A 23,986-nucleotide genomic window follows, 5' to 3' on the forward strand; every position below is an offset into this window, starting at 1 on the left:
GGTTGGACGTCGCGTCGCAGAATGCACCTTGCAGGCCGGAGAGCGCCGTCGCCGAGGCGCTCAACGGCCTTGCCCCGCCCGGGCTGCTCGCCGGCTGCCGCCGCATTCGCGACGGCGACGCACGGTTTCTTCTGCCGGCGGAGAGCGCTTCCATCGCCAAACGCGAACACAAGGCGCGCGCCGCCAGTGGGGCGGGCCGTCGAGTCGCGCATGAATTGTTGCAGCGTCTGGGGTGTGCGGATCTCGCCGTAACGAGAGGCCGCATGGGAGATCCGGTTTGGCCACCGGATATCGTCGGTTCAATCGCGCATGACGACGAATTTGCCGTGGCGGTCGTCGCGCGTACGGATGCGGTGAGAAGCGTCGGCGTGGACATCGAGCCCGCCTTGCCATTGCCGCCCGACCTCCTGCCCATCGTGATCACGCCGCAAGACCGCTTGGGCGACCTCGATCCGCTGCCAGAGCGTTTCACCGTTTCACGGAAACGGCAAACCGCCCTGCCTCTTTGTCTTGGCGCGATTCCGGACGCAAGGCTACGGCGAAGTCGCCGAGCCCGACGGTTTCACACCGTTCCTGGTATTGCTCTGGCCGGCCGCATTCTGTTTGCAGCCAAGGAGGCGATCTACAAGGCATCGTTTCCGCTCGACGGTCGGGTACTGGGTTTCGAGGACATCGCCGTCGATCTCGAAACCGGCGAAGCAGCCACGCCATCGGGCCGCAGGTTCATGGTGGGCTTCACCGTCACCCCGAAAATCCTGGCGCTGGCTCATACGGTGTAAGAGGGGTCACCGGCCTGGTGCACCACCGCGCGACGACCAGGCGGCGCCGGCCCGCTCTTCCGGCCTGTCCGATCCTATTGTGGGGGTTCGAACGCCGGCTGCTCCTGCCGGAGCGGACGGTACCGCAGGTGAATTGAGGACCCGCCGGCTGTCCCAAGAATCCTGGCGCTGGCTTACAAGGCATAGGCATGCAGGGAACTCTGCCTGGGCCGATCTCTCACGCTGATGCACACGCCGCGCACCGCCGCGGCGGACAGCGATGTCCGGATCTGGGAAAGGTTGCAAAGACAGGCGGCGTCCAACGACGGAGCAGGATACCGCCTTCGCTGCCTACATACTCAGCCCCAGTGCCTTTCGGAGCTCCATTTTCGCCGGCTCGAATTCCTTCTGGAAATCCGGATTCTGCATCAACGCCTGAGCCATGAGTGCACCGGCTGCGTGACCGGCGCCGAGGTCGCTGCGATAGTGCACGCCGACGATCAGCCGGCTCAGGGCGTAGTCGTTCGCACGCTGCATCAATTCTTCCTTCCTCTCCGGAAGCATCTTGGACAGAACGATGGCGATCGCAGTGCTGTTCGTCGAATGGCCGGAGGGATACGCCCCCGACTTCGACAACTTGATCAGAGGCTTGATCTCCTCATCGACCAAGGGCGGGCGCGGGCGGGCAAAGCCTTTCTTGGCACTTTCCGTGACGACTTCCTCGGTATCGAGAATGCGCTGCACGAGCGCTGTCGTCAGCGGAACCGTAGCTGTGTCGACCTTGATGCTCGTGCCGGCCAGGAACGGCTGCAATCCCTCTTCATTGTCGGCGATTGCCTGCTGCTTCCGGCTCTCGCTCGTGGAAGCCATGAGTTGCTTGACCTCGACCAGCTCGGCCTTGGTCTCGGCCGAATCCTTGGCGGGTGGCGGCACAAGCAGGTCGAGCAGATTTACCGTCTCAGGCCCGAAATAGGGGTGCCCCTCTTCTGCGAATGTCGGCTGCGAAAGGGCAAGCGCTGCGAACGCAACTGCCCCCATGAGCGTCCTGCGAGTGATGGCGGTCATTTTGCCCCTCAAATCTTGTGGAGAGCATAAGGGATAAAGAGGCCGCATGAATCTAATGTGACGCTGCGACACATGCCGAACCCGTCGGCAGCCCCAAGTAAGTGGGAGGAGATACATAGGAGCGATCCAATGACCCAAGCCGGACTTTCACCGCTGCGCGGCCTCGCCAAGCTGCGCGATGCCAGCACGCGACGCTTCTCCAGCTACGACCGCACCGGCGGCAACGACGACCGCCTGCACATCGAGCCGGGCGAAACCGTGACAATCGCCGAACATGAAGGCGCCGGCATCGTCACCCACATCTGGGCGACGCTGGCGTGCAACAGCGAAAGCTTCCTGCGCAAGGCCGTGCTGCGCGCCTACTGGGACGGCGAGGAAGAGCCCAGCGTCGAGACGCCCATCGGCGACTTCTTCGGCATCGGCCACGCCCGGACGAAGAACTTCGCCAGCCTTCCCGTGCAGGCAAGCCCCGAGGACGGCAAGGGCTTCAACTGCTATTTCCCGATGCCCTTCGCGACCGGCATGAAGATGACGGTCAGCAACGAGGCCGAGGACGAACTGGTGCTCTACTACTATGTCGACCTCGAACTGCATGACAGGCTGGAGGACGATCTCGGCCGCTTCCACGCGCAGTACCGCCAGGCGCGGCCAAAGGGCATGGCGGAGACCGGCCTCACCAACGAGCAGTTCCTCTTCGGCGGCGAGAACACGGACGGCAAGGACAACTATACGATCCTCGAGGCCGAGGGCCGCGGCCACTATGTCGGCGTGCTGTTCAGCGTCAGCTCGCGCCGGCGCGCCGCGCAGTGGGACTGGTATGGCGAGGGCGACGACATGATCTTCATCGACGGCGAGCCCGGCATCTCGGTGCCCGCCCGCAAGCCCCTCGGCCAGCAGGTGGCGCTGATCGAGCCGCGCGGCGAGAGCGCGCCGGGCGCCAACGACGCCTGGCCGCCGACCCTGCACGGCACCGGCACGGAGGATTATTTCAACACCGCATGGTGCCCCACCCAGGATTATTCTGCGCCCTATCACGGCGTCATCGCGGCGGGAGGGCCGAACTGGAGCGAGCCGGTGACGCTCTATCGTTGGCACATCGAGGACCCGGTGATCTTCCGCCAGCGCATCCGCGTCAGCATCGAGCACGGCCACGCCAACCGGCGCTCGGACGACATCTCGTCGGTCGCCTTCTGGTACCAGGCCGAGCCGCACAGGCCGTTCGCGCCGCTGCCGGCGGTCGCCGCGCGCATCCCCGGTTTCGGCCGCGACGCGGAGGCTTAGAGCGTTTCACCGTTTCACGGAAACGCCGAACCGCTCTAACTCTTTGTTTTTACGCAATTCCGGGCGGAAAACCGCTCACACTTTTCCTGGAATTGCTCTAGGACGCAACCATCGTGCCCCATGCGCGAGCCGGGCGGAGTTCGTGGCATCGAAGAAGGGCCGGCCCTTCCACGCTGCACTCGCCGGTGTGCGGTTGATAGCATCCTGACATGAATGCGCGAACCTTCGTGCTACGGTGCGGGTGGTTTCTGGCACACCCAGTCTTGCCTGCCATGAAGTGAAGAGGAGAGTTCACCACGTCCAGGATCAGCCGCCGCGCCTTGCTCCTTCATTCCAGCAGCGCTGTTGTCACTTCCACTGTTGCGGCAGCGGCTCTCGCCACGGAGCCACCGCGCCAAGACCGAGAAACGTCCCGCGAACTGCGTGCGCTGATCGAGGCGCACACGACGGCATATGCGATGTTTGGCAAGGCCGTCCATGAAACGGGTGGAAGCAGCCGCAACTGCGACAGAGCCAGCCGAGCAGAGGAAAAGGCTCTGCTGGCCGTCTGCGCCTACCCGGCGGTCAGGGAAGGCGATCGCTTGGCCAAGGCCCGATATCTGTTGGAGGTCGAGGCGCGCGGCGAACTCGACCTGCCGGAGCACATGCAGGCTATTCTTCGCTCGACAATGTGGAAGGCGTGAGACTGACTGCCATGCAACCGGTCGGCCTCCATAAGATCACCCGAAGCTCGCCGGCTGACATCTTTCCGAAAGGTTTGTCCAGCAGCAGTTCGTAACCGATCTTCCGGCGCTCACCAGTCAGATCGCACATGTCGACTGACGACCCCATGTCGACCATTTAGTTTAGTAACACTGAACTCCGTTAACGGACGTTCGATATCTGCCCCCAGAGCGTGGTGGATGGTCTGTTCGCAATATGGCCAAGCTCGGCCAAGAATTTTGGTCTGGCAAATGGCTGGCGCATCGCGCGTTCCGCGACGAACAGCGGGGCCATTCGTCGCGAGCGAGTTTGCTGTGAACCGAAGCGTCTTGTTGGCTCAAGCAGGGGAAGCTGTGTTGAGCCGGAAATTCTCCCGAGCCCATGATGCAAAAGTCGTCGGCGTCTTACCAGCCACCTTGTTTGCAAGCGCAATTTCTTCGTCGAACGAACGCGGGCCAAGGTAGGTATAGGTTTCGTAATAGGCCAACGTCTCGCCTAGCGCAGCCGCCCCCGGGAAGAACCGTGCATAGACCTCCATCGGGACCCGGGTGAACGAGAGCTGATGGCCCTGCTGATTCAACACGCCGACGAGGTCGTTGAAACTCAGGAAATCGCCGACCAACGGCAGATATACGCCGTTGCCGGTTTCATCCGGGTGCCCAAAAGCGCCGGCCACGATGTTGCCGAGTTCGCTGATGTCCCCCATGTGAAAACAACGCACTGCTGGATCGATGGGCAGCACCCAACCAAAGCTTCTGTCCGGCTGCTTCTGCGGACCGAATGGTCCCGAGAAGTTCTGGTAGTAGGCAGGCGGCACGACAAAAGTGTGGTGCGAAAATCCGGCTTCCCGGACGATCGGATCTACCTTTGCCTTGCCGGTGAATTGGGGAAGATTGAACTTGCCGTCGCTGATCCTCTCGACGTTTGGAAGGGTCGACCAGACAAAATGGTTGACCCCCGCAGCTTTCGCGGCCTGGATTGCCGCTGTCGCCTGCTTGATCTCGTCGGTGCCTTCCTGCCAGAAATTGGTGACGAGAAAGACCCCGTGTGCGCCTCCGAGGGCGGCTGCAAGCGTCTCAGGCCGTTCCAGGTCCGCTGCGGCAACTTCGTCAGCGAGGCCTTCATATTTGCGGGGGTCACGCGTGAGCGCGCGCACTTTGAATTGGTCGTTGGCCTTGAGGGCGCGCACCACGCCGGCGCCCTGATTTCCGGTGGCGCCGAACACGGCGATCAGTTTCTTGTCGTTGGATATCATTTGCAGCTCTTTCCGTGTTGGCTTCAGCGCCCGCGCGTACGCGAGAGCGCTCCTGCCGGTTAGCTTCGGCTACAGCTTGCGCCGGATCGAAATTCGCAACAATGCTTCAACAATTGACATCATTTGACAGGATTCGATCCATATGAGCGATCCCGTGGAAACCGCGGAACTCGTCGCCTTCACCAAGACGGTCGACGCCAAGTCCCTCTCGCGTGCCGCCGCCGAGCTGCGCGTCCCGCGCGCGACGGTGAGCCGCCGCCTCGCGCGGCTCGAGGAGCGTCTCGGCGCGCGCCTCCTCCGCCGCACGACGCGAAGCCTCGTGCTCACCGATATTGGTGAGGTGTTCTATCGGCAGGCCTGCATCGCGCTAGAGGCCGTGCGCCTCGCCGAGCAGAGCGTGCGGATGACCGACGACGTCGTGCGCGGCGATTTGCGCGTCTCGGTGCCGCCGGTGATGAGCGTTAGTTTCCATGCAATGCTCTGTGAGTTCGCAACGCGCTACCCCGAGCTGCGCGTCCATGTCCACACGTCGAACCAGCTCGTTGACATCCTCCGCGACGGCTACGACGTCGCGCTCCGCGCCAGTAGCCAGATCCAGCCCGGCCTCATCGCGCGCACGCTCTTCCGCGACCCGATGATCGCCGTCGCGTCTCCCGCCTACCTCGCTGATCGCGGTGAGCCTCAGACGCACCGCGATCTCCGGAACCACCGCTGTCTCCTTGGCTTCGCGCGTGGCGATCTGCCGGAGACCCATTGGCCCATGGTCTCCGGAAGCAAGCTCCACGTTGACGGCGCGTTCTTCGCAAACGACATCGCCCTGTTGTGCGATGCCGTCTTGCAGGGCCTCGGCATCGCGCTCCTCCCACGCGGCCTCGTGTCGTCGCACCTGGAGAGCGGCGCGCTCGTGCAGGTGCTCGCTGACATCATAGGCGCCGAAATGCAGATCGCGCTCGTCTATCCCGAGCGCACGTTCCTGCCGCCGCAGGTGCGAGCTTTCATCGATGCGGTCGCTGCCTGGGTGAAGCGCGAGCTTGCCGAAAGCTATCAGCCGTCGCTCTAGTTGGACATCTGGCCGTCAAGGTCGGCCCTTGTCATTGCGTGCCGTGACTGGCAGCCCAGGCAGCGCGGCTACGATTGGCGCCCCTTCTCCACGCCAGATAGCACAAACAACACCAATGATGTTTGCGCCAGCCTCGCTGACCAACCGCGCCGCGTATGGTAGTCGGCATGCGGCCCGATGCCGCCATCCAAATCTCTTCGCTTCGAACCGTCGGTCTTTCGGGCTCAGGACCTATTTCTATGGAACCGCGCGTCACCGTCCTGCTTCCTTGATCCCTTGCCTTCCCTTACAATTCCTTCCGGACACAGAGGAGTTCTGCGATGAGCGAAGACGCCTTCAACATGTCGATCCGCAAGTTCCTGAAGGAAGTCGGCGTCACCTCCCAGCGCAAGATCGAGGAGACCGTGCGCGAAGGGCAAATCGGTGGCAAGAAGAAGTTGAAGGTCCGCATGACGCTGACGGCGGAAGGCACCGGCCTCAACCACGTGCTGGACGGTGAGATCGAACTTCCATAAGCCGGGCGAAGCAACCTAGCGCAATCTGGGCGCATTCAGTCTCCCGGCGCGACGGCAGTGCCGCGCCATTTGGCCGGTCGACCAGCGCACCGTTGTTGACCGGGTGAGATCTGCCGCTCATCGCGAAGACGGAAGCGGGGCACGCCTCTATCTCTGTGCGACGGGACGGACGGTGATCTCGTTGACGCCGACCTCCCGCGGCTGCTCGATGGCATAGAGTACCGCCCGCCCGATCGCCTCCGGTTCGATGGCGTTGCGGCGGTACTCCACCATCGCCCGGGCGGCTGCTTCGTCGGTGATCGTGTCTGCGAGCTCGGAGCGCGTCACGCCGGGATAGATGCAGGTGGCGCGGATCGTCTCGTTCTCCTTGCGCAAGCCGTCGGTGATGGCCCGTACCGCGAACTTGGTGGCGCTGTAGACGGCCGAGGTCGGCACCACCTCGAAGCTGCCGACCGAGCCGATATTGACGACATGGCCGCTCCCTTGCGCCTGCATCACCGGCAGGACGGCCGCGATGCCGTGAAGGACGCCGCGGATGTTGACGTCGATCATCCGATCCCATTCCTCGAGCTTCAGCGCGGCGAGAGGCGACAGTGGCATCACCCCGGCATTGTTGACGAGGACGTCGATCCGGCCGAACCGCTGCCGCGCCTCGGCGACGAGGGCTTCCATGCTGGCGCGCTCGGTGACGTCGAGGGCGCGGGCGGCGGCTTGGCCGCCCTTCGCCTCGATCTCCTCGACGAGCGCGGCGAGCCGATCGGTGCGCCGCGCTCCCAGCATAAGGGTGGCGCCGGCGTCGGCGAGGACACGCGCGGTGGCCTCCCCGATGCCGCTGGAAGCGCCGGTGATGAGAACGACCCGGTCGATGGTCATGGCAATCTCCTGTATCGGTGTTGGCTGCGACGGCCGGGCGCTCACTGTGCCGTGTAGCCGCCGTCGACGAAGAGCTGCGCCCCGGTGATGAAGCTCGAGGCGGGGGACGCGAGGAAGGCGATCGCCTCGGCCACCTCCTCCGGGCGGCCGATGCGCCCGATCGGGTGGGCGTCGCCGAAGCTGCGCAACATCTCCCGTCCGTTCTCGACCACGCCTTCCATGATGTCGGTGTCGATGACGCCGGGCAGGACCACGTTGCAGCGGATGCCGAGGCGGCCGTACTCGACCGCGACGATGCGGGCGAGCTGCGCCGAGGCCGCCTTGGAAGAGGCATAGGCCGCCTGCGTCGGGAACGCCGTCGTCGCCGAGAGCGAGGCGTTGATGACGACGGCGCCGCCCTCCTCCATCAGCGGCACCGCCGCCCGGATCGTGACGAAGGCGCCGCGGGCGTTGATCTGGAAGATGCGGTCGTATTCCTCGACCGAGGTTTCGGTCAGCGGCTTGTTGAGGGTTCGTCCGGCATTGGCGACGACGATGTCTAGCCGGCCGAAGCGCTCGCGGGCGAGCTCGACCGAACGCCGGGCAAGGCCCTCGTCCGAGACGTCGCCCACCAGCGTGGCGACGTCGCCGGCTTCGAGCGCCTGGACCTCGTCGGAGAGGTCGGAGGCGACGATCCGGGCGCCGCGGGCGCGCAGCAGGTCGAGCGTGGCGCGTCCGATGCCGCGACGCGCGCCGGTCACGAGCGCCACCTTGCCGGTCAGGTCGTAGGTATTGGGCAGATTGGTCATTGCTGTCTCCGTGGTGCTGGCGGAGCGCACCCCGTGCGCCCGCAATCGATGCCTGGGAGATAGCAATCGCTCGCTGTCGATTTAACTTGCCGCGAACTGGACCTTATGGTTAGGAACGCTAACCAATGCAGATCGATCTCAACCTCCTCACGCTGTTCGCCGCGGTGGCGGAGACGGGCAATTTCCGCGCGGCGGCCGACCGGCTTGGGGTGACGCGCTCGGCGATAAGCCAAGGCGTGCGGCGCTTGGAGACCGCGCTCGGCCAGGCGCTGTTCCTGCGCACCACCCGCAGCGTGCGCCTGACCGAGGCCGGCGAGCGCTTCCTGGCCCAGGTCTCGCCGCCACTGGCCGAGATCGCGAACGCCCTCGAAGCAGCGTCCGGCTCTGCGGAGGAGCCCCGCGGCCTGCTGCGGATCGCTGCCACCTCGATCGCCGAGAGGTTCCTGTCGGGACCTCTGATCGCCTCCTTCAGCGAGGCGCATCCCGGCGTCACCCTCGACGTGACGGTGACCGATCTGGAATTCGACATCATCGCTGCCGGCTTCGACGCCGGCGTACGGCTAGGCGAGGTCATCGAGCGCGACATGATCGCGGTGCCGCTTACGGGCGACCAGCGCCAGGTCGCGGTGGCAACGCCGGACTATCTCGCGCGCCACGGCACGCCCGAGCATCCGCGCGACCTCGTCCGCCACCGCTGTATCGGCTGGCGGCCGCAGACGCATAGCGCACCCTATCGCTGGGAATTCGAGAAGGACGGCCGCGCCTTCGACGTCTCGGTCGAACCGCAGATCACCACCAACGACATGCTCCTGATGATCCGCACCGCGCTCGCCGGCGGGGGCATTACCTTTGGCATGGAAGAAACCTTCCGGCCTCATCTCGAGCGCGGCGAGCTCGTATCGATCCTCTCCGACTGGTTGCCGCCCTTCGCCGGCTTCTTCCTCTACTTCCCCAGCCGCCACACCGTGACGCCGAAGCTGAGGGCGCTCATCGACCATGTGCGACACTATCGCGAACGATCTTAAAGCGCGTCACGATCTTTCAGATTCGCTCCCTGCGCTTTAATGCGCCGACGTCGGCAGGCTGACCTCAGGCGACCACTGCCAGGCCCGGCGAAGCGCGCAAGCGGGCTATGTCGCGCGCCGGCGGTTCGCCAAAATGGCGGCGATATTCGCGGCTGAACTGCGACGGGCTTTCGTAACCCACGCGGAAGGCGGCGGTCGTGGTGTCGATGTCCTGGACCAGCATCAGGCTGCGCGCGTCCTGGAGCCTGAGCTGCTTCTGGAATTGCAGCGGCGTCATCGCCGTCACGGCACGAAAATGCTCGTGCAGGCTCGACGGACTCATGCCCACTTCCGCGGCAAGCCGCTCGATGCTGAACCGTTCCCGGAAGTTCTGCCCGATCCAGGCGATGGCGCGGCCGACCTGGGCCACCCGACCCTGGCTGGAGGTGATGTGGCGCATCCTGGCGCCGTCCGGGCCGGCGAGCAGGCGGTAGAGAATTTCCTGCTCGGCAAGCGGCCCGAGCACGGGCAGCGCCGCCGGATCGTCGAGCAGGCGCACGAGGCGCAGGACCGCGTCGAGCAGACCGGCGCCGGCGTCGGACACCGTCTTGCCTATGGGCAGAGAGGGCGCTCCCGGCGGCGGCGGCACGCGCAACGCCAAGTCCCCCAGCATCACCGGATCGAAATCGAGGTACAGGCAGAGATAGGGCTTGTCGGGCGTCGCCTCGACCACATGGCCTATAGCCGGCAGATCGTAGGTCACAACCCCATAGCGCCCCGGTGCGTATCTGAACACGCGGTCGCCCAGCGTGACCTCCTTTTGCCCCTGCGCGACGAGGCACAGTTGCGGCCGGTAGACATTCGGCATCGGCATCGTCACCGTGGAGGATCGAACAAGCGTCACGCGTTCGATGGGAGTAGCCTGGAAGCCATCCTTCGAGACGTGCCGGGCAATCACGGCCGCGATTTCGGTCAGTGTTTCCATGATTCGGACCATCGCACGGGCACGGAGGGGCGACAATGCGAACCCCGCCATTTCTGGAGGATCGGGCAGGAATCCCGGCGCATCGGGCTAACGGTTCGACGTCGCGCGCATCATAGTTTCCGCAGCCTCTGGTGAGGCAGGTAAGCAAGTATGGAGAGCAAACATGACAATCGATAATCTGAAGATCCCCACGGTCGCACTCGGCACCTGGGCCTGGGGCGACAGCGGCGAGACTGGCGACGGCTATTTCGGCAGCTCGCTAACTCGGGCTGGCCTGGAAGAGGTCGCGGACAAGGCGCATGCGGCCGGCTTCACCCTGTGGGACACCGCCGTGGTCTACGGCATGGGCCGTTCGGAGACCGTACTCGGGGAGGTCCTGAAGCGCTACGCCCGCAGCGACTACCAGCTCTCCACGAAGTTCACCCCGCAGGCCGCGGGAAGCGGTGACGACCCGATGGCGGACATGCTGGAGCAGAGCCTCGCACGCCTCGGCACCGACTACATCGACATCTACTGGATTCACAATCCAGCGGATGTGGCGCGGTGGACTCCGCGCCTGATCCCGTTTCTGAAGAGCGGGAAGATCAAGCATGTCGGCGTCTCGAATCACAATTTGGGCGAAATCGAGCTCGCCAACCAGATCCTTGGAGACGCCGGGTTCCGGGTCGAGGCCGTCCAGAACCACTATAGCCTCCTCTACCGCAGCTCCGAGGATGCCGGCATCCTGGACTACTGCCGCAACCAGGGCATCCCGTTCTTCGCCTATATGGTGCTCGAGCAGGGCGCCTTGACCGGCAAGTACAGCCCGGAAAACCCGCTGCCGGAAGGCACCAACCGGGCGAAGGCTTACAATGGCATGCTGCCTCAGTTGAAGGCGTTGACGGACAAGCTCGCCGCGATCGGCCAGAAACACGGTGCAGCAGCTCCCGATGTCGCGACGGCCTGGGCTATCGCCAAGGGCGCGACGCCGATCATCGGCGTCACCAAGCCCAACTACATCGATGGTCTGGTCCGAGCCACCAGCATAACGCTCTCCAGCGACGACATCGCGGAGCTGGAAGCCCTCGCCGACGCCGCCAACGTGAACACCCGCGGCTGGTGGGAAAAAGCGATGCAGGTTTAAAGCTCCGCTAGGACCTCGGACCGTCGCTCCGAGCAATACGGCAGGCGATCATCTCGTTCCGCGGGATGATCGCCTGGCCTAACCGCCCACGCCTTCCCGGCGTTGCCGCGCCGGCTCCACCATAAGCGCCGAAGAGCGCGAAACCTCTGGAAAGGCCGCACTATGCCTTTTTTCAACCCGCCGCAAAACGGGTCTTCACCTTTCAAATCGATGCGCGGCGACCACGCCGGCCTCCGCGTCGCTGACCTCGACGCCGCACTGAGATGGTACCAGGACGCCCTCGATTTCCGGCACACGCGCAGCATCGAGGCGATGGGACTCACCTTCGCCTTCATCGCACCGCCGAACGACAACAGTTTCGAGATAGAGATCGTCGCTGGCCTCAGCGCTGTCGACCGGCCTAAGCCTGAGGACCTGCACGCGACCCTCGGCCTCCATGGCTGGCACCATCTGTGCTTCCACGTTGACAGCGTCGACGATGCGGTCGCTGAACTGCGGCGCCGCGGAGTCGACGTCATCGCTGGCTCGATGGACTTCAGCGCGATCCAGCGCCGAGGCGCGTTCTTCCTGGATCCATGGGGCAATCTCTTCGAGTTGAACCATAGCTTGTCCGCCTGAACCACGTGCTCGGTGTATCAGGCATTGCAGCGGCCGCCCGATGTCGCGACGGCCTGAGCCATCGCCAACGGCATGACGCCGGTCATCGGCGTCACCAAATGGCGCACCCGCCGCGACTCGAACGCGGATGCAGCGGGGCGAGCGAATTTCCGCAGACTAATTCGTAGCCTTAGTCTGCGGCGTCCATCTAGGTCATTGAAAGATTGGCGCCCGAATAGATTCGAACTCCTGCCCCTCAGATTCGTAGTTGGTCATCTCAAATTCTTGAAATCAACGATTTACTAAAATGGCATTTGGATTGCGGAAACTAGACGATCCGGAATGCCATCTCTAGCGCAGCGTCGCTAGCAGGCGGGCGGCAGCCTTCAGATCAGCCGTATCCAAGCCCTCCGCGAAACGCTCGAACAGCGGTTGGAGTAAAGCTCGGGCGCTTTCGTGTTGGGTGCGAGCAGCCAGAAGAGCAGCCAAATCGATCGTGGCGCGCAACTCCCACCCCCGCGAGCCGTGACCACGGCTCATTTCGAGCGAGCGCCTGAAATACATTTCCACCTCGTCATCAGCACCGGGCTTGGTTACGCGAACAAGGCTTCCCTTCACGCGCAGCAACTCCGGCATGTAGCAAAGATCCCCATTTGCCTCGACCGATCGGATTGTCTCGTTGACTAGTGCGAGGGCTTCCGCGAACTGGCCCGTCGCGGCGAAACCTTGAACGAGCGCGATGCTGAGCGGCGTTGTGAGCAGTTCGTATGGGGCTGCGTGAAGGTCCTGAAGAACGCGTTGCAGGCTCCGAACCCCGCTTTCTGCATCGCCTCGACGAATGGCAAGTTCTCCTTGGAAGCCCCGCCCGACTGTGAGGTAGGGCCTGAGAGAGTGCAGCTCGGCGCAGGAGAAAAGACGATCTATATGCTCCTCCGCCCGGTCGAAATCACCGACCCAGACCAACACGGAAACTGCCCAGACCAGAGCGATGGAGAGCGTTAGCGGATGGTCTAAAGTTTCCGCATCCTTGACTGTCAGCAGCGCACGCTCCACCGCGCGATGCGGATAGCCTTGCAGCCAGTGTGTCCTGGCCAGGATCGCGCCGGCGAGAATTCTGCCGTCAAAGCCGAGATAGTTCGTCGTGGTCAGGTCAGAACGAGGGCCGTATCGCAGCGCCTCTTCGAGCGCAGTCCGCGCACGGTCATGCTCTCCGTTCAGATGGAGCGAAATTCCCATCAAAGAATGCGCCAATGTCGTGGAGACGGAGTCCTCGAGAGTGCCAGCGATGACGGAGCAGCGCTCCGCATAGCTGAGCGCCGTCCTGAACCCTCCCGTGCGCAGGTGGAACATCTGCAATGGACCCAAAACCTGGAGCTGATCGAGCCCATTGCCTCGCTCCTCGGCAATGGCGAAGCTTCTGTTCAATGCCGCACGCGCAGCGTCCTGTCCTCCGCGCGTGAACATCACGGATACGCCCGAGGCCGCCTGAAGACGCATCTCGTCGGGCCCTCCATGCGTGCTGTTGTCCAGAGCGAGAATTGCCTGGGCAGCCCAGCGGTGGCATTCGGTGAGCAAGGACATCGACAGGAAGACTGGAGCTGCGGCAGTGGCGAGCCGGATACCGAGTTGAGTGTTTCCGTTAGGCCCGAAGCACCACTCCAAGGCCGCTCGCACATTCGCAATGCCGGCGAGGTGAAGAGCGCGCTGCGCCGCGCTCGACAAGGTCGGCCATTCGGTTCCAGTCTCCTCCAGCCATCGCAGATAGTAGGTGACGTGGCGGGCGGCCAGCTCCGTGAGTTCGGCATCGTGGACGTCGAGATGGAGGGCATAGGCCCGCGTCGTATCGAGCAGCCGATAACGCATTGTTGCGCCGGCGGGTCTTGCCGCGACCATCGACTTGGCTACGAGGCTGTCGATGGCACCAAACACCAGAGTCTCGTCAGCGGTGCGGCTCGTCACGATCGCCAGGGCGGCCTCAATCGAAAAGTGGCCAACAAACACGGCGAGCCGGCGAAGCACTAGACGCTCGAACTCGGACAGAAGCCCGAAGCTCCAGTCCAAAGTGGCCTGGAGGGTCTTCTGGCGCGGCGGGGCGGTGCGCTGCCCCGGCCACAGCAGAGTCAGTCGTTCGTCGAGAAGGGCCGCGGTCTTGTGAAGGCCGTAGCTCGCAACCCGTCCGGCCGCCAGCTCAATCGCGAGCGGCATGCCGTCAAGCTTCCGGCATATGTTGGCCACGACCTTGGCATCTGCATCGTCGAGATCGAGGCGAGCGCCGCTCGCCGCGGCGCGTTCTACGAAAAGCTGGGATGCGGGGAAGCCCTGCGCAACTGACACCGTGAGCTCCGGATCGTCCGGCGGGTATGCCAGCGGCGCCAGCTTGTAAACGTTCTCCCCTTCGACTTGAAGCGGCTCGCGGCTCGTCGCGAGGATGTGAGTCTGCGGCGTGTTGGCGAAGATACGGGTTGCCAGGTCTGCAGCCGCATCGATGACATGCTCGCAGGTATCGAGGATCAGGAGGGTCCGCCGCCCCACCAGACAGGCGATCAGCTCGGGGATGGCGTCGTCGGACTGTGGTGACAGCCCGAGCGTCGAGGCCACTGTGGTCGCGACCAGGCTGGAATCGCTGAGCGCGCCTAGATCGACGAAATGCACGGCGCCAGCGAACATCTCGATCAGATCATGTCCCACCGACACCGCAACAGTGGTCTTGCCGACCCCACCGGTGCCAACGATTGTGACGAAGCGCGTGGCAATGAGCTGGGTTGAAAGCGCGATAGCATCATCGGCCCGCCCCACCATCCGAATGAGCCGGCTTGGTAGATCGGCGTGATAGCTGGCGGCGACCTCCCTCTGCACGTCGTTCCGACTGCCCGATCGCGAGATTGGCGCCACAAAGCAGTAGCCTCGTCCGGCCAAGGTCGCGATGTAGCGCGCGCCGTCCTTGCCGTCCCCCAGGGCTTTTCGCAGGTTGGCCATGTGAAATCGCAGGCTGCCCTCCTCCACGGTGACATCGGGCCAGACATGGGCCAGCAGGTCCTTCTTACTGACGACCTCGTTTGGGCGGGCAGCCAAGGTCGCCAGGATGTCGAAGGCGCGTGCACCGAGATCAACCGGCACGCCCTGGCGCAGAAGGAGTCGTTCGTTCGCAACCAGGGTGAAGGGACCAAATGAAATCATGTCGCTTGTCGCGGCTCCGACAGTATCATGGGGTCATCCTTCGCCTGATTGAGGAAGATCCTGGCTCGCAGAAGGCCTTCCCTCAGGACAGATCCGCCACGCCGGGTGACGATCTGCGGCGGGACTTGCTGCTGCTGGCGAGCACTAACAGCTCCTCATAACGCATAACGGGCAAGCAGGGCGACCTCTCTCTATGTATCGAAGCAGCACAGCCTTCCATTGACCAACGGAGAGTGATCATGCCCGCACAAACAAACAAACTCTATACCGGAAAAGTCCGCACCGCCGGTGGCCGGAACGGAGCATCTCGCAGCTCCGACGGGAGGCTGGACATCCGGCTCTCGCCACCCGGAGGCCCGGGCAGCGGCACCAATCCCGAGCAGCTGTTTGCCGCGGGCTGGTCGGCCTGCTTCGAGGGCGCGATGGCGATCGCCGCCCGCAAGATGAACGTCGCGCTGCCCGCCGGAACGGCAATCGACGCAGAGGTGGACCTCAACGTCGACGAAGGCGCCTACTTCCTCGGCGCGCGTCTCAGCGTGAGTCTGCCAGGTCTCGATCGCAACGTCGCACGAGCGGTCGTCGATGCAGCCCATCAGACCTGTCCCTACTCGAAGGCCACGCGCGGCAACATCGATGTCGAAATCAACCTGGTCTAGCCTCATGCCGACCGTCGGGTCGGAGTTGGCCAAAACCTCACAGCAAGGCGGTTTACCAATGAACGCAATCAGAACTCCAGAAGAGATCGACCATTCCCGCCGACGCCTGTTCGGCATCGCCGCAGCGACCTTCGCGGCTGCGCAACTCGGCGCGATCAGCGGCGCGAGAGCGCAAGGTGGCCAGACAGACGCCGCCGCTTCCGCCTCCATACAGCCCAGGACCTCTTTTGCTTCCCTGAAGCAAATCGACGCCGGCCTGCTGAACATCGGATATGCCGAGGACGGCCCTGCAGGCGGCCCCCCGGTCATCCTCCTGCACGGCTGGCCCTATGACATCTATAGCTATGTCGATGTCGCGCCGCTGCTTGCGGCCGCAGGATACCGCGTGATCATGCCCTATCTCCGTGGCTACGGCACGACGCGCTTCCTGTCGGACGCCACCGTCCGAAACGGCCAGCAGGCGGCGCTCGCCGTCGACATCATCGCCTTGATGGATGCCCTCGCCATCCAGAGGGCGGTCGTCGCAGGCTACGACTGGGGGGCGCGGACTGCCAACATCGTCGCCGCGCTGTGGCCGGAGCGCTGCAAGGCCATGGTGTCCGTCAGCGGATATCTGATCGGCAGCCAGGCGGCCAACATGGCGCCGCTGCCACCGCAGGCCGAGCTGCAATGGTGGTATCAGTTCTATTTCGCCACCGAGCGCGGCCGCGCAGGCTACGCGAAAAACACGGACGACTTCGCCAAGCTGATCTGGCGGCTCGCGTCGCCGCAATGGAAGTTCGACGACGCCACCTTCGCGCGAAGCGCGGCAGCCTTCGCCAATCCGGACCATGTCGACATCGTCATCCACAATTACCGGTGGCGTCTCGGCTTGGCCGCAGGCGAACCCAGATACGACGACCTGGAAAGAAAGCTCGCCACGGTTCCGACGATCGGTGTGCCGACGATCACGATGGAGGGCGATGCCAATGGCGCGCCGCATCCAGCCCCTGGTGCCTACGCCAAAAGATTTTCCGGCAAATACGAACACCGGCTGATCACGGGCGGCATCGGGCACAACCTGCCGCAGGAGGCACCACAGGCCTTCGCCCAGGCAGTCATCGACGTCGACCGGTTCTAGCCCCCGCGCGCTCAGGGTCACGATTACGTCTTCACGCGGCTTGCGCCAAAGTCCAACCAATCAACCGTCAAAGGACATCGAGATGAAAACACTGCTTGCAGCCTTGGCAATCGCCAGCGCCTTGTTCGGCAACGCATATGCGCAGGCCAACAAACCCACCGTCGTTTTGGTTCACGGCGCGTTCGCGGATTCGTCGAGCTGGAACGGCGTCGTCAAAATCCTGGAGAAGGATGGCTATCCTGTCGTAGCCGTCGCCAATCCGCTGCGTGGGGTCAAAAGTGACGCTGGCTACGTCGCCGACATCCTTGGCTCCATCAAATCGCCTGTCGTCCTCGTTGGCCATTCCTACGGCGGCTCGGTCATCAGCGAATCGGCCGAAGGCCATGCGAACGTCAAGGCACTGGTTTATGTCGCGGCCTTCGCGCCGGATGCGGGCGAGACCGCCGCGCAACTCGCCGGCAAATTTCCCGGCAGCTCGCTCGGTCCGACCCTCGCGCCGCCGGTCACCCTGTCAAGCGGTGGGAAGGACCTCTACATTCAGCAGGATAAGTTCCACGATCAGTTCGCCGCCGACGTCTCCGAAGCCGAAGCCAGGCTGATGGCCGCGGGGCAGAGGCCTATTGCAGAAGCTGCGCTGAGCGAAATCCAAACTGAAGCAGCGTGGAAAAAGCTTCCAACCTGGTTCGTCTACGGGGACGGCGACAAGAACATACCGGCGCAAGCCTTGGCCTTCATGGCTGCACGGGCCCACTCTCGGGATACCGTGGTCATCAAGGGCGCCTCGCATGTAGTGATGGTATCGCACCCTGAACCGGTGGCGCGGCTGATCGAGAAGGCCGCTACAGAGACATCACGATGAAAGCGGTGGTGATGACCGCCCAAGGCGGACCGGAAGTGATTGAACTTGTCTAGTTGTCCGAGCCGGAGTCCGGCCCGGCCGAGGTCGCATGGCAAACGAAGGTCTTGAACTTTCCCGGCGCAGGTTGCTGGGATTGATGGGAGCAACGACAGCGGTCGCCGTAATTTGGTGCCGGCACGGCGATTGCCGCGCCCGCAGTCGGGCAGGAGCGGCGCACCGCTCGGCTATTCTTCACCGACGTGGGGTGCGGCCCCGACGTCATGCTGCGGCGTGGGTGGACCTGCGATTCGCACGACTGGAGCTGGCAGATGCCGGCGTTCGAGAGCAAGTATCGCGTGATCGACGTGTTGTAGGCCATGGGGGCTTGGACCCGGCCGCGACACTCGGCGCGGTGCCGGCAGATTGGTGCGCTGTTCTGCGTAGCGACTTCGACAACCTTCGTGAGGCCTGTATGGAAAGCCGTCCTTTCGCGATCCACGTAACCGACGAAGCCATAGAAGACCTGCACCGTCGCCTGTGGAACAGTCATTGGCCCGGTTCGATCGATGCAGATAGCTGGGAGGACGGCACCAGCCTTTCGTTCCTCAAGCGTCTGCGAGATCACTGGCTGCACCAGTTCGACTGGAGGACGCAGGAGAGTCGGCTGAACAGGCTGCCGCAGTATGTTTCGACGATCCGAGGCCTCGGCATCCACTTCGTTCACCAGCCCGGGGTGGGACCTGCGCCCATGCCACTCGTCCTGACACATGGCTGGCCGGGTTCATTCGCGGAGATGGAGCGCATCATTCCACTTTTGGCCGATCCGGGTGCCAATGGCGGCGATCCCGGCGATGCGTTCCACGTCGTCGTGCCATCGCTGCCCGGCTACGGCTTCTCCCAAGCGCCTGCCGCTCCGGGCGTCAGTGCTCGGGAGATTGCCGCCATATGGCGAGAACTCATGGCCGGACTTGGCTATGACCGCTTCGCAGCCCAAGGCGGCGACATCGGTGCGGGTGTCTCGTGCTGGCTGGCGCGCAGTTTTCCGGAAAGCCTCGTCGGCGTCCACCTCAACTATGTCCCCGGCAGCTTCCGTCCGGGGCGGGATAAAAGCACCGCGCCATTATCCGCCGAAGAGATGGCCTTCCTCGACAAGGCGGCGGCCTTCGCGGCAGCTGAGGGCGCCTATGCGGCGCTCCAGGCCACCAAGCCGCTAACCCTGGCCTTCGCGCTCTCCGACAGTCCCATCGGTCTTGCTGCCTGGATTGCCGAGAAATTTCGCGCCTGGAGCGATTGCGGCGGCGAACTCGAGCGAGCGATACTCATCGACACGCTGCTCACCGACATTTCGATCTACTGGTTCTCAGGCAACATCTCTGTATCGTTGCGACTTTACAAGGAACTGCGCTCTCAGCCGCTGGCCTTCGAGGTAGGCGAGCGGGTTGGCGTGCCGTTCGGAGTGTCCGTCTTTCCGCGCGAGCTGCCCATGCCCCCGCGTTCTTGGGTCGAGCGTGCGCTCAACGTTGTGCGCTGGACCTGCATGCCCGCGGGCGGTCATTTCGCTGCACTCGAGCAACCCGAGGCGCTGGCCGAGGAAATCCGAGCGTTCTTTAGGCCGCTTCGTTCAAGGGACAATGTCTAGGACCGCCGGCCACGTGGAAGTTCCGTGCTTCCGCAACTGCCAGAAACACTGAAATGCCTTCAAAGTCCGGCCAATATCTGGAATTTGTTGGCGCGCCCGAAGAGATTCGAACTCCTGACCCCCAGATTCGTAGTCTGGTGCTCTATCCAGCTGAGCTACGGGCGCGCAACAGGCCGTGTAAGACACAACCCCGCGGTCCGGTCGAGACGGCCGGCCGCGATGTGGAGTGTTCCCTAACGACTGAATTTCGGAAAAGCAAGCCGATCCGGCAAAAGTTTTGTCGCAGGCATTGCGGCTGAGCCTCCGACGGCGTCGTTCAGGACGGAACGGGCGCCGTTGTTGGGATGGTTGCGGTCAAGCGGGGCGGCGCAGGCCGTTACGCGCCTGGTCGAGCCGCACCGGCTGGTCGGGGATGGTGACGGCGAAGACCGTGCGGCCGCCGATCGATTCGACGAGCTCCACCGATCCGCCGTGGGCACGGATCAGCTCATGGGCGATCGCCAGGCCAAGGCCGGTGCCGCCGCTGCGCGCCGAACCGCGGAAGGCGGCGAACAGGTTCTCGCGCGCTTTCGGTGGCAGGCCGGGGCCGGTGTCGGTGACGGTGATGCGGCTGACGCTGCCCGAGCGCTCGGCCGAGACAGCCAGCCGGCGCACCACCGCGCTCTCGGTATCGGCGGCCATCGCCTGCACCGCGTTGCGGCAGAGATTGCTGAGCACCCGGAACAGCTGGTCGGAATCGGCATCGACCTCGAAGGTCAGATCGACGGCGTTGATGAACTCGATGCCTTCCTCGATGTCGAGCAGGCCGTGCACGTCGTCGACCAGCTGGCGCAGCCGCAAGCGGCGGCGCGACGGCGCCGGCTCCTGCGTGCGGCCATAGGCGAGCACGCCCTCCGAATAGGCGACGGCGCGGTCGAGCGCGCGGAGCAGCTTCGGCGCGAAGGACTGCACGGTCGGATCCTTCACCTGGCGCAGGCGGTCCGACATCAGCTGCGCGGAAGCGAGGATGTTGCGCATGTCGTGGTTGATCTTCGACACCGCGAGACCGAGGTCGGCGAGGTGCTTCTGCTCGGAGAGCATTTTTTGCAGCCGATCCTGCATCTGCGCCAGCTCGCGCTCGGCGACGCCGATCTCGTCGGCGCGCTCGGTCGGGCAGATGATGCGACCGGGATCGTCGGGCGCTTCGGAGAAGGACAGGATCGAGCGCGTCATGGTGCGGATCGGGCCGATCATGATGAGGTCGATCGCCGCATAGACGAGCATGGCGGTGAACAGCGAGATAAGCAGCGAGACGACGGCGACGTTGCGCGAATAGCGCAGCATCGCGTTGCGCAGGCTGTAGTCCGGCATGATCAGCTCGAATTCCTTGTCGCTGTCGCCGACCGGACCGAAGACGCGCAGCATGCGGTTGCCGCCGGCGAACAGCGTTTCCAGCGCGCCTGTCATGCCGTTGACCAGGCCGACATTGGCGATGTCGACATGCTCGTCGACCTTCGGCGGCATGTCGGCCACGACCAGCAGCCGCGAGACGCCGCCGTCGCGCACCGCGATCGCCTTGGCGCCGATCGCCATCAGCACGTCGTTCTGGGCGGTGTGCGACAGCGAGTTGGGCTCGCCCTGCAGCAACACGATCGAGACGGCCGCGGCGGTGCTCAGCCGTTCCTTCAGCCAGTTCACCCGGTAGCTGGCGATCCAGGGCAGGAAGATCAGGATTTCGGCGAGCAGCACGAAGACGATGGTGAGAAAAAGAAGCTTGGTCGACAGGCCGCGCGACAGCGGCACCCGGCGCGGCGAGCTCTCAGCCGCCGGGCGTGCCTTTTCATCCGTGGACTGGATTTCACTCGTCATGACGCGGTCTTCACGAAGGCTTGATGGGGCAAGATTATGCGATTTGCGGCTTTTTTGCCAATTTCGCCCCCGACGTCGCAAAAAAATCGCCCGCGGCAGGCTGGATTGACTTCCAAAAACCTTCTTTCTATAAGCCCGCTCACGCTCGGGCCATTCGTCCCGGCGCGGTTTCGATCGCGCCTAAAACCGGCTGGGCGAAAGCTCCTGTTACAAAGTGACAGAATCAAGAAGGGCCGCACGCCGCGGTATTAAAACAAATGAAGCGTACCTACCAACCGTCCAAACTCGTCCGCAAGCGCCGGCACGGTTTCCGTGCCCGCATGGCCACCAAGGGTGGCCGCGGTGTCGTCGCAGCCCGCCGCAACCGCGGCCGCAAGCGGCTCAGCGCCTGAACGAAAGACGAGATCGTTGCCCGCAACCGGCAAGCCAAAGGGACAGACTCCCGGGCGGCTTCTGAAACGCGCGGATTTCCTGGCTGCGCGCGGCGGCGAGAAGCGCCGCGGGCGGCTTTTTCTCGTCGAGGTTCTCGACCGTGGCGACGACCTTTCGCCGCGTGTCGGCTACACCGTCACCAAGAAGGTCGGCAACGCCGTGATGCGCAACCGCGTCCGGCGGCGGCTGAGAGAAGCCGTGCGCATGCATGCCGCCGATGACATGGCGCCCGGTAATGACTATGTCATCGTCGGGCGCGAAGACGTGCTTGCCGTTCCGTTCGGCCAGTTGAAGGCCGAGCTTTCCCGCCGGCTGCGCGGAACACGATAGGCCAAGGGCTTTCGATGGAAAACAACCGCAATTTCTTCATCACCATCGCGCTGTCGGTGCTGATCCTGACGCTGTGGCAGGTGTTCTACATGAACCCGCGCATGGAACAGCAGCGCGAGCAGGCCCGCATCGAGCAGCAGCGCGCCGAAGCGCAGAAGAAGGAAGCGGGCGGCGCCAATCCGACCGGCGCTGCCACATCGGCAACGCCGCAAGGCATTCCCAATACTCCAGGCGCCGACGGCTCGGCACCGGCAAATCTGCAGCAGGCGCTCGCCGCAACCACGCGCGTCAAGATCGATACGCCCAGCCTGTCGGGCTCGATCAACCTTACCGGCGCCCGCCTCGACGATCTCAAGCTCAAGCACTACACCGAGACTGTCGACAAGAATTCACCCCAGATCCAGTTGCTCAACCCGGAGCCGTTGTCGAACGGCTATTTCGCCGAGATCGGTTTCGTCGGCGACAGCAATGTCGGCGCGCTGCCCGGGCCGAAGACGGTGTGGAGTGTTGACGGCAATGCGACGCTGAGCCCCTCGACGCCGGTGACGCTCACTTTCACCAACGACAAGGGATTGGTCTTCAAGCGCACCTTCTCGGTCGACAACGACTATATGTTCACGGTTTCCGACACCGTTCAGAATACCGGCAGCGCCGCCGTCTCGCTGTTCAATTACGGCCGCGTCGCCCGTTTCGACAAGCCGGCCGTCGCCAGCACCTATGTGCTGCACGAGGGTCTCATTGGCGTCACCGGCAGCGAAGGCCTGCAGGAGCACAAATACGCGGCGATTGAGAAGGACAAGCAGGTTAAGCCCGGAAAGTCGACCGACGGCTGGCTCGGTATCACCGACAAATACTGGGCCGTGACGCTGATCCCTTCGGAGAAGCAGCCGTTCCAGCCCAGCTACTCCTATGTCGACATCAACAACGGGCTTCGTCACAGCTATCAGTCCGATTTCATGACCGATGCAATCGCGGTCGGGCCTGGGCAATCGACAACAGTCGAGACGGAGATCTTTGCCGGAGCCAAGGAAGTCAACAAGGTCAACGCATACGCTCAGGACCGGAACATCCGGCTGTTCGATCGCCTGATCGACTGGGGTTGGTTCATCTGGATAACCAAGCCGATGTTCTACCTCATCGACACGCTGTACAAATTCTTCGGTAATTTCGGGCTGGCGATCCTCGCCACCACCGTCATCGTCAAGGCCATCTTCTTTCCCTTAGCCAACCGGTCCTACGCGTCGATGGCGAACATGAAGAAGGTGCAGCCGAAGATGCTGGAGATCCGCGAGAAATACGCGGACGACAAGATGAAGCAGCAGCAGGCGATGATGGAGCTCTACAAGACCGAGAAGATCAATCCGCTGGCCGGCTGCTGGCCGGTGGCGCTGCAGATCCCGGTGTTCTTCTCGCTCTACAAGGTGCTCTACATCACCATCGAGATGCGGCACGCGCCGTTCTTCGGCTGGATCCACGACCTTGCCGCGCCCGATCCGACCTCGGTGTTCAACCTGTTCGGCCTGCTGCCCTTCGCGCCGCCGGCCTTCCTGCCGCATCTTGGCGCCTGGGCGGTGGTGATGGGCATCACCATGTTCCTGCAGATGCGCATGAACCCGGCGCCGCCGGATCCGACGCAGGCCGCGGTCTTCACCTGGATGCCGGTGATCTTCACCTTCATGATGGGCAGCTTCCCGGCCGGCCTCGTCATCTACTGGGCCTGGAACAACCTGCTCTCGATCCTGCAGCAGGGCGTGATCATGAAGCGCCAGGGCGCCAAGATCGAATTGTGGGACAATCTGGCGGCGATGTTCCGCAAGAAACCATCGCCGGCGGAATAGAAGCCGCATGATCTTCCAAAGCGAACCTTGGCCATTGGCCGGGGTTTTCGTTGGAGATACCGATGGGACAGCGCCAACCTACGTGATTGGCCGTGTCCCTCT

Annotated in this window: 23 protein-coding genes and 1 tRNA gene; 16 read left to right on the forward strand and 8 right to left on the reverse strand. The window is 63.7% G+C overall.

The features are described from left to right. The first annotated feature begins 2 nt into the window (after positions 1-2). Positions 3-779, forward strand: coding sequence for a 4'-phosphopantetheinyl transferase (locus QAZ22_RS03055; RefSeq protein WP_278205509.1), 777 nt, complete (start codon positions 3-5; stop codon positions 777-779). 330 nt (positions 780-1,109) lie between these two features. Here the strand turns inward: QAZ22_RS03055 and QAZ22_RS03060 are convergent, their stop codons facing one another. Then, positions 1,110-1,823, reverse strand: coding sequence for a phosphatase PAP2 family protein (locus QAZ22_RS03060; protein WP_278205510.1), 714 nt, complete (start codon positions 1,821-1,823; stop codon positions 1,110-1,112). A gap of 129 nt (positions 1,824-1,952) precedes the next feature. Here QAZ22_RS03060 and QAZ22_RS03065 point away from each other — a divergent pair, with 129 nt between their 5' ends. Together QAZ22_RS03065 and QAZ22_RS03070 are read left to right on the forward strand one after the other, a co-directional pair. Further along, entirely contained in the window at positions 1,953-3,104 is a 1,152-nt protein-coding gene (locus tag QAZ22_RS03065; protein WP_278205511.1) for a glycoside hydrolase family 172 protein, read from the forward strand. 320 nt (positions 3,105-3,424) lie between these two features. Continuing rightward, positions 3,425-3,787: a hypothetical protein gene (locus QAZ22_RS03070; protein ID WP_278205512.1), complete on the forward strand. Its 363-nt coding sequence runs from the start codon at positions 3,425-3,427 to the stop codon at positions 3,785-3,787. A 356-nt stretch (positions 3,788-4,143) separates the two neighbouring features. Here the strand turns inward: QAZ22_RS03070 and QAZ22_RS03075 are convergent, their stop codons facing one another. Next, a complete protein-coding gene (locus QAZ22_RS03075; protein WP_278205513.1) occupies positions 4,144-5,061 on the reverse strand; it encodes an NmrA/HSCARG family protein in 918 nt (305 codons plus the stop codon). 142 nt (positions 5,062-5,203) lie between these two features. Between QAZ22_RS03075 and QAZ22_RS03080 the strand changes: the two genes are divergently transcribed. Both QAZ22_RS03080 and QAZ22_RS03085 read left to right on the forward strand, forming a co-directional pair. Next, positions 5,204-6,121: a LysR family transcriptional regulator gene (locus QAZ22_RS03080; protein ID WP_278205514.1), complete on the forward strand. Its 918-nt coding sequence runs from the start codon at positions 5,204-5,206 to the stop codon at positions 6,119-6,121. Between the two features lie 320 nt (positions 6,122-6,441). Next, positions 6,442-6,636 carry a DUF6494 family protein gene (locus QAZ22_RS03085; protein WP_278205515.1) on the forward strand — a complete coding sequence of 65 codons (195 nt, stop codon included), beginning with the start codon at positions 6,442-6,444 and terminating at the stop codon, positions 6,634-6,636. A 147-nt stretch (positions 6,637-6,783) separates the two neighbouring features. On the opposite strand, the gene QAZ22_RS03090 is transcribed toward QAZ22_RS03085, so the two are convergent. Both QAZ22_RS03090 and QAZ22_RS03095 read right to left on the reverse strand, forming a co-directional pair. Next, positions 6,784-7,509: an SDR family oxidoreductase gene (locus tag QAZ22_RS03090; protein WP_278205516.1), complete on the reverse strand. Its 726-nt coding sequence runs from the start codon at positions 7,507-7,509 to the stop codon at positions 6,784-6,786. Between the two features lie 41 nt (positions 7,510-7,550). Continuing rightward, positions 7,551-8,297: an SDR family oxidoreductase gene (locus tag QAZ22_RS03095; protein WP_278205517.1), complete on the reverse strand. Its 747-nt coding sequence runs from the start codon at positions 8,295-8,297 to the stop codon at positions 7,551-7,553. Between the two features lie 125 nt (positions 8,298-8,422). Between QAZ22_RS03095 and QAZ22_RS03100 the strand changes: the two genes are divergently transcribed. Next, positions 8,423-9,322: a LysR family transcriptional regulator gene (locus tag QAZ22_RS03100; protein WP_278205518.1), complete on the forward strand. Its 900-nt coding sequence runs from the start codon at positions 8,423-8,425 to the stop codon at positions 9,320-9,322. A gap of 64 nt (positions 9,323-9,386) precedes the next feature. Here QAZ22_RS03100 and QAZ22_RS03105 read toward each other — a convergent pair whose 3' ends face one another. Continuing rightward, entirely contained in the window at positions 9,387-10,337 is a 951-nt protein-coding gene (locus QAZ22_RS03105; protein WP_278205519.1) for an AraC family transcriptional regulator, read from the reverse strand. A gap of 112 nt (positions 10,338-10,449) precedes the next feature. On the opposite strand from QAZ22_RS03105, the gene QAZ22_RS03110 reads away from it, so the two are divergent. Both QAZ22_RS03110 and QAZ22_RS03115 read left to right on the forward strand, forming a co-directional pair. Next, positions 10,450-11,409 (forward strand): aldo/keto reductase, encoded by a 960-nt coding sequence (locus QAZ22_RS03110; RefSeq protein WP_278205520.1) that lies wholly within the window; start codon positions 10,450-10,452, stop codon positions 11,407-11,409. Between the two features lie 162 nt (positions 11,410-11,571). After that, on the forward strand, positions 11,572-12,027 hold the full coding sequence (locus QAZ22_RS03115) for a VOC family protein (protein WP_278205521.1): 456 nt from the start codon (positions 11,572-11,574) through the stop codon (positions 12,025-12,027). Between the two features lie 330 nt (positions 12,028-12,357). On the opposite strand, the gene QAZ22_RS03120 is transcribed toward QAZ22_RS03115, so the two are convergent. Further along, complete coding sequence (locus QAZ22_RS03120; RefSeq protein WP_278205522.1) at positions 12,358-15,183, reverse strand: winged helix-turn-helix domain-containing protein; 2,826 nt, start codon at positions 15,181-15,183, stop codon at positions 12,358-12,360. Positions 15,184-15,422: 239 nt separating this feature from the next. Between QAZ22_RS03120 and QAZ22_RS03125 the strand changes: the two genes are divergently transcribed. From QAZ22_RS03125 to QAZ22_RS03140, 4 genes are all read left to right on the forward strand, one after another. Further along, complete coding sequence (locus QAZ22_RS03125) at positions 15,423-15,839, forward strand: organic hydroperoxide resistance protein (protein WP_278205523.1); 417 nt, start codon at positions 15,423-15,425, stop codon at positions 15,837-15,839. A 58-nt stretch (positions 15,840-15,897) separates the two neighbouring features. After that, a complete protein-coding gene (locus QAZ22_RS03130; RefSeq protein ID WP_278205524.1) occupies positions 15,898-16,959 on the forward strand; it encodes an alpha/beta hydrolase in 1,062 nt (353 codons plus the stop codon). A gap of 82 nt (positions 16,960-17,041) precedes the next feature. Next, a complete protein-coding gene (locus QAZ22_RS03135) occupies positions 17,042-17,818 on the forward strand; it encodes an alpha/beta hydrolase (RefSeq protein ID WP_278205525.1) in 777 nt (258 codons plus the stop codon). 364 nt (positions 17,819-18,182) lie between these two features. Further along, complete coding sequence (locus QAZ22_RS03140; RefSeq protein ID WP_347566935.1) at positions 18,183-19,436, forward strand: epoxide hydrolase family protein; 1,254 nt, start codon at positions 18,183-18,185, stop codon at positions 19,434-19,436. Between the two features lie 88 nt (positions 19,437-19,524). Here QAZ22_RS03140 and QAZ22_RS03145 read toward each other — a convergent pair. Together QAZ22_RS03145 and QAZ22_RS03150 are read right to left on the reverse strand one after the other, a co-directional pair. Continuing rightward, positions 19,525-19,601: transfer RNA gene (locus QAZ22_RS03145), tRNA-Arg, on the reverse strand. Between the two features lie 189 nt (positions 19,602-19,790). Then, complete coding sequence (locus QAZ22_RS03150; protein ID WP_278205526.1) at positions 19,791-21,284, reverse strand: HAMP domain-containing sensor histidine kinase; 1,494 nt, start codon at positions 21,282-21,284, stop codon at positions 19,791-19,793. 23 nt (positions 21,285-21,307) lie between these two features. On the opposite strand from QAZ22_RS03150, the gene QAZ22_RS03155 reads away from it, so the two are divergent. From QAZ22_RS03155 to yidC, 4 genes are read left to right on the forward strand one after another with little or no spacing between them, the layout of a single operon-like run. Further along, complete coding sequence (locus QAZ22_RS03155; protein ID WP_278205527.1) at positions 21,308-21,502, forward strand: hypothetical protein; 195 nt, start codon at positions 21,308-21,310, stop codon at positions 21,500-21,502. Between the two features lie 39 nt (positions 21,503-21,541). Continuing rightward, a complete protein-coding gene (rpmH, locus tag QAZ22_RS03160) occupies positions 21,542-21,676 on the forward strand; it encodes a 50S ribosomal protein L34 (RefSeq protein WP_008833937.1) in 135 nt (44 codons plus the stop codon). A gap of 16 nt (positions 21,677-21,692) precedes the next feature. Beyond that, positions 21,693-22,046: a ribonuclease P protein component gene (gene rnpA, locus QAZ22_RS03165; RefSeq protein WP_278205528.1), complete on the forward strand. Its 354-nt coding sequence runs from the start codon at positions 21,693-21,695 to the stop codon at positions 22,044-22,046. Between the two features lie 14 nt (positions 22,047-22,060). Then, positions 22,061-23,884: a membrane protein insertase YidC gene (yidC, locus tag QAZ22_RS03170; RefSeq protein ID WP_278205529.1), complete on the forward strand. Its 1,824-nt coding sequence runs from the start codon at positions 22,061-22,063 to the stop codon at positions 23,882-23,884. Positions 23,885-23,986: the final 102 nt, after the last annotated feature.

Source organism: Mesorhizobium sp. WSM4906, from assembly GCF_029674625.1.
Taxonomy (GTDB): domain Bacteria; phylum Pseudomonadota; class Alphaproteobacteria; order Rhizobiales; family Rhizobiaceae; genus Mesorhizobium.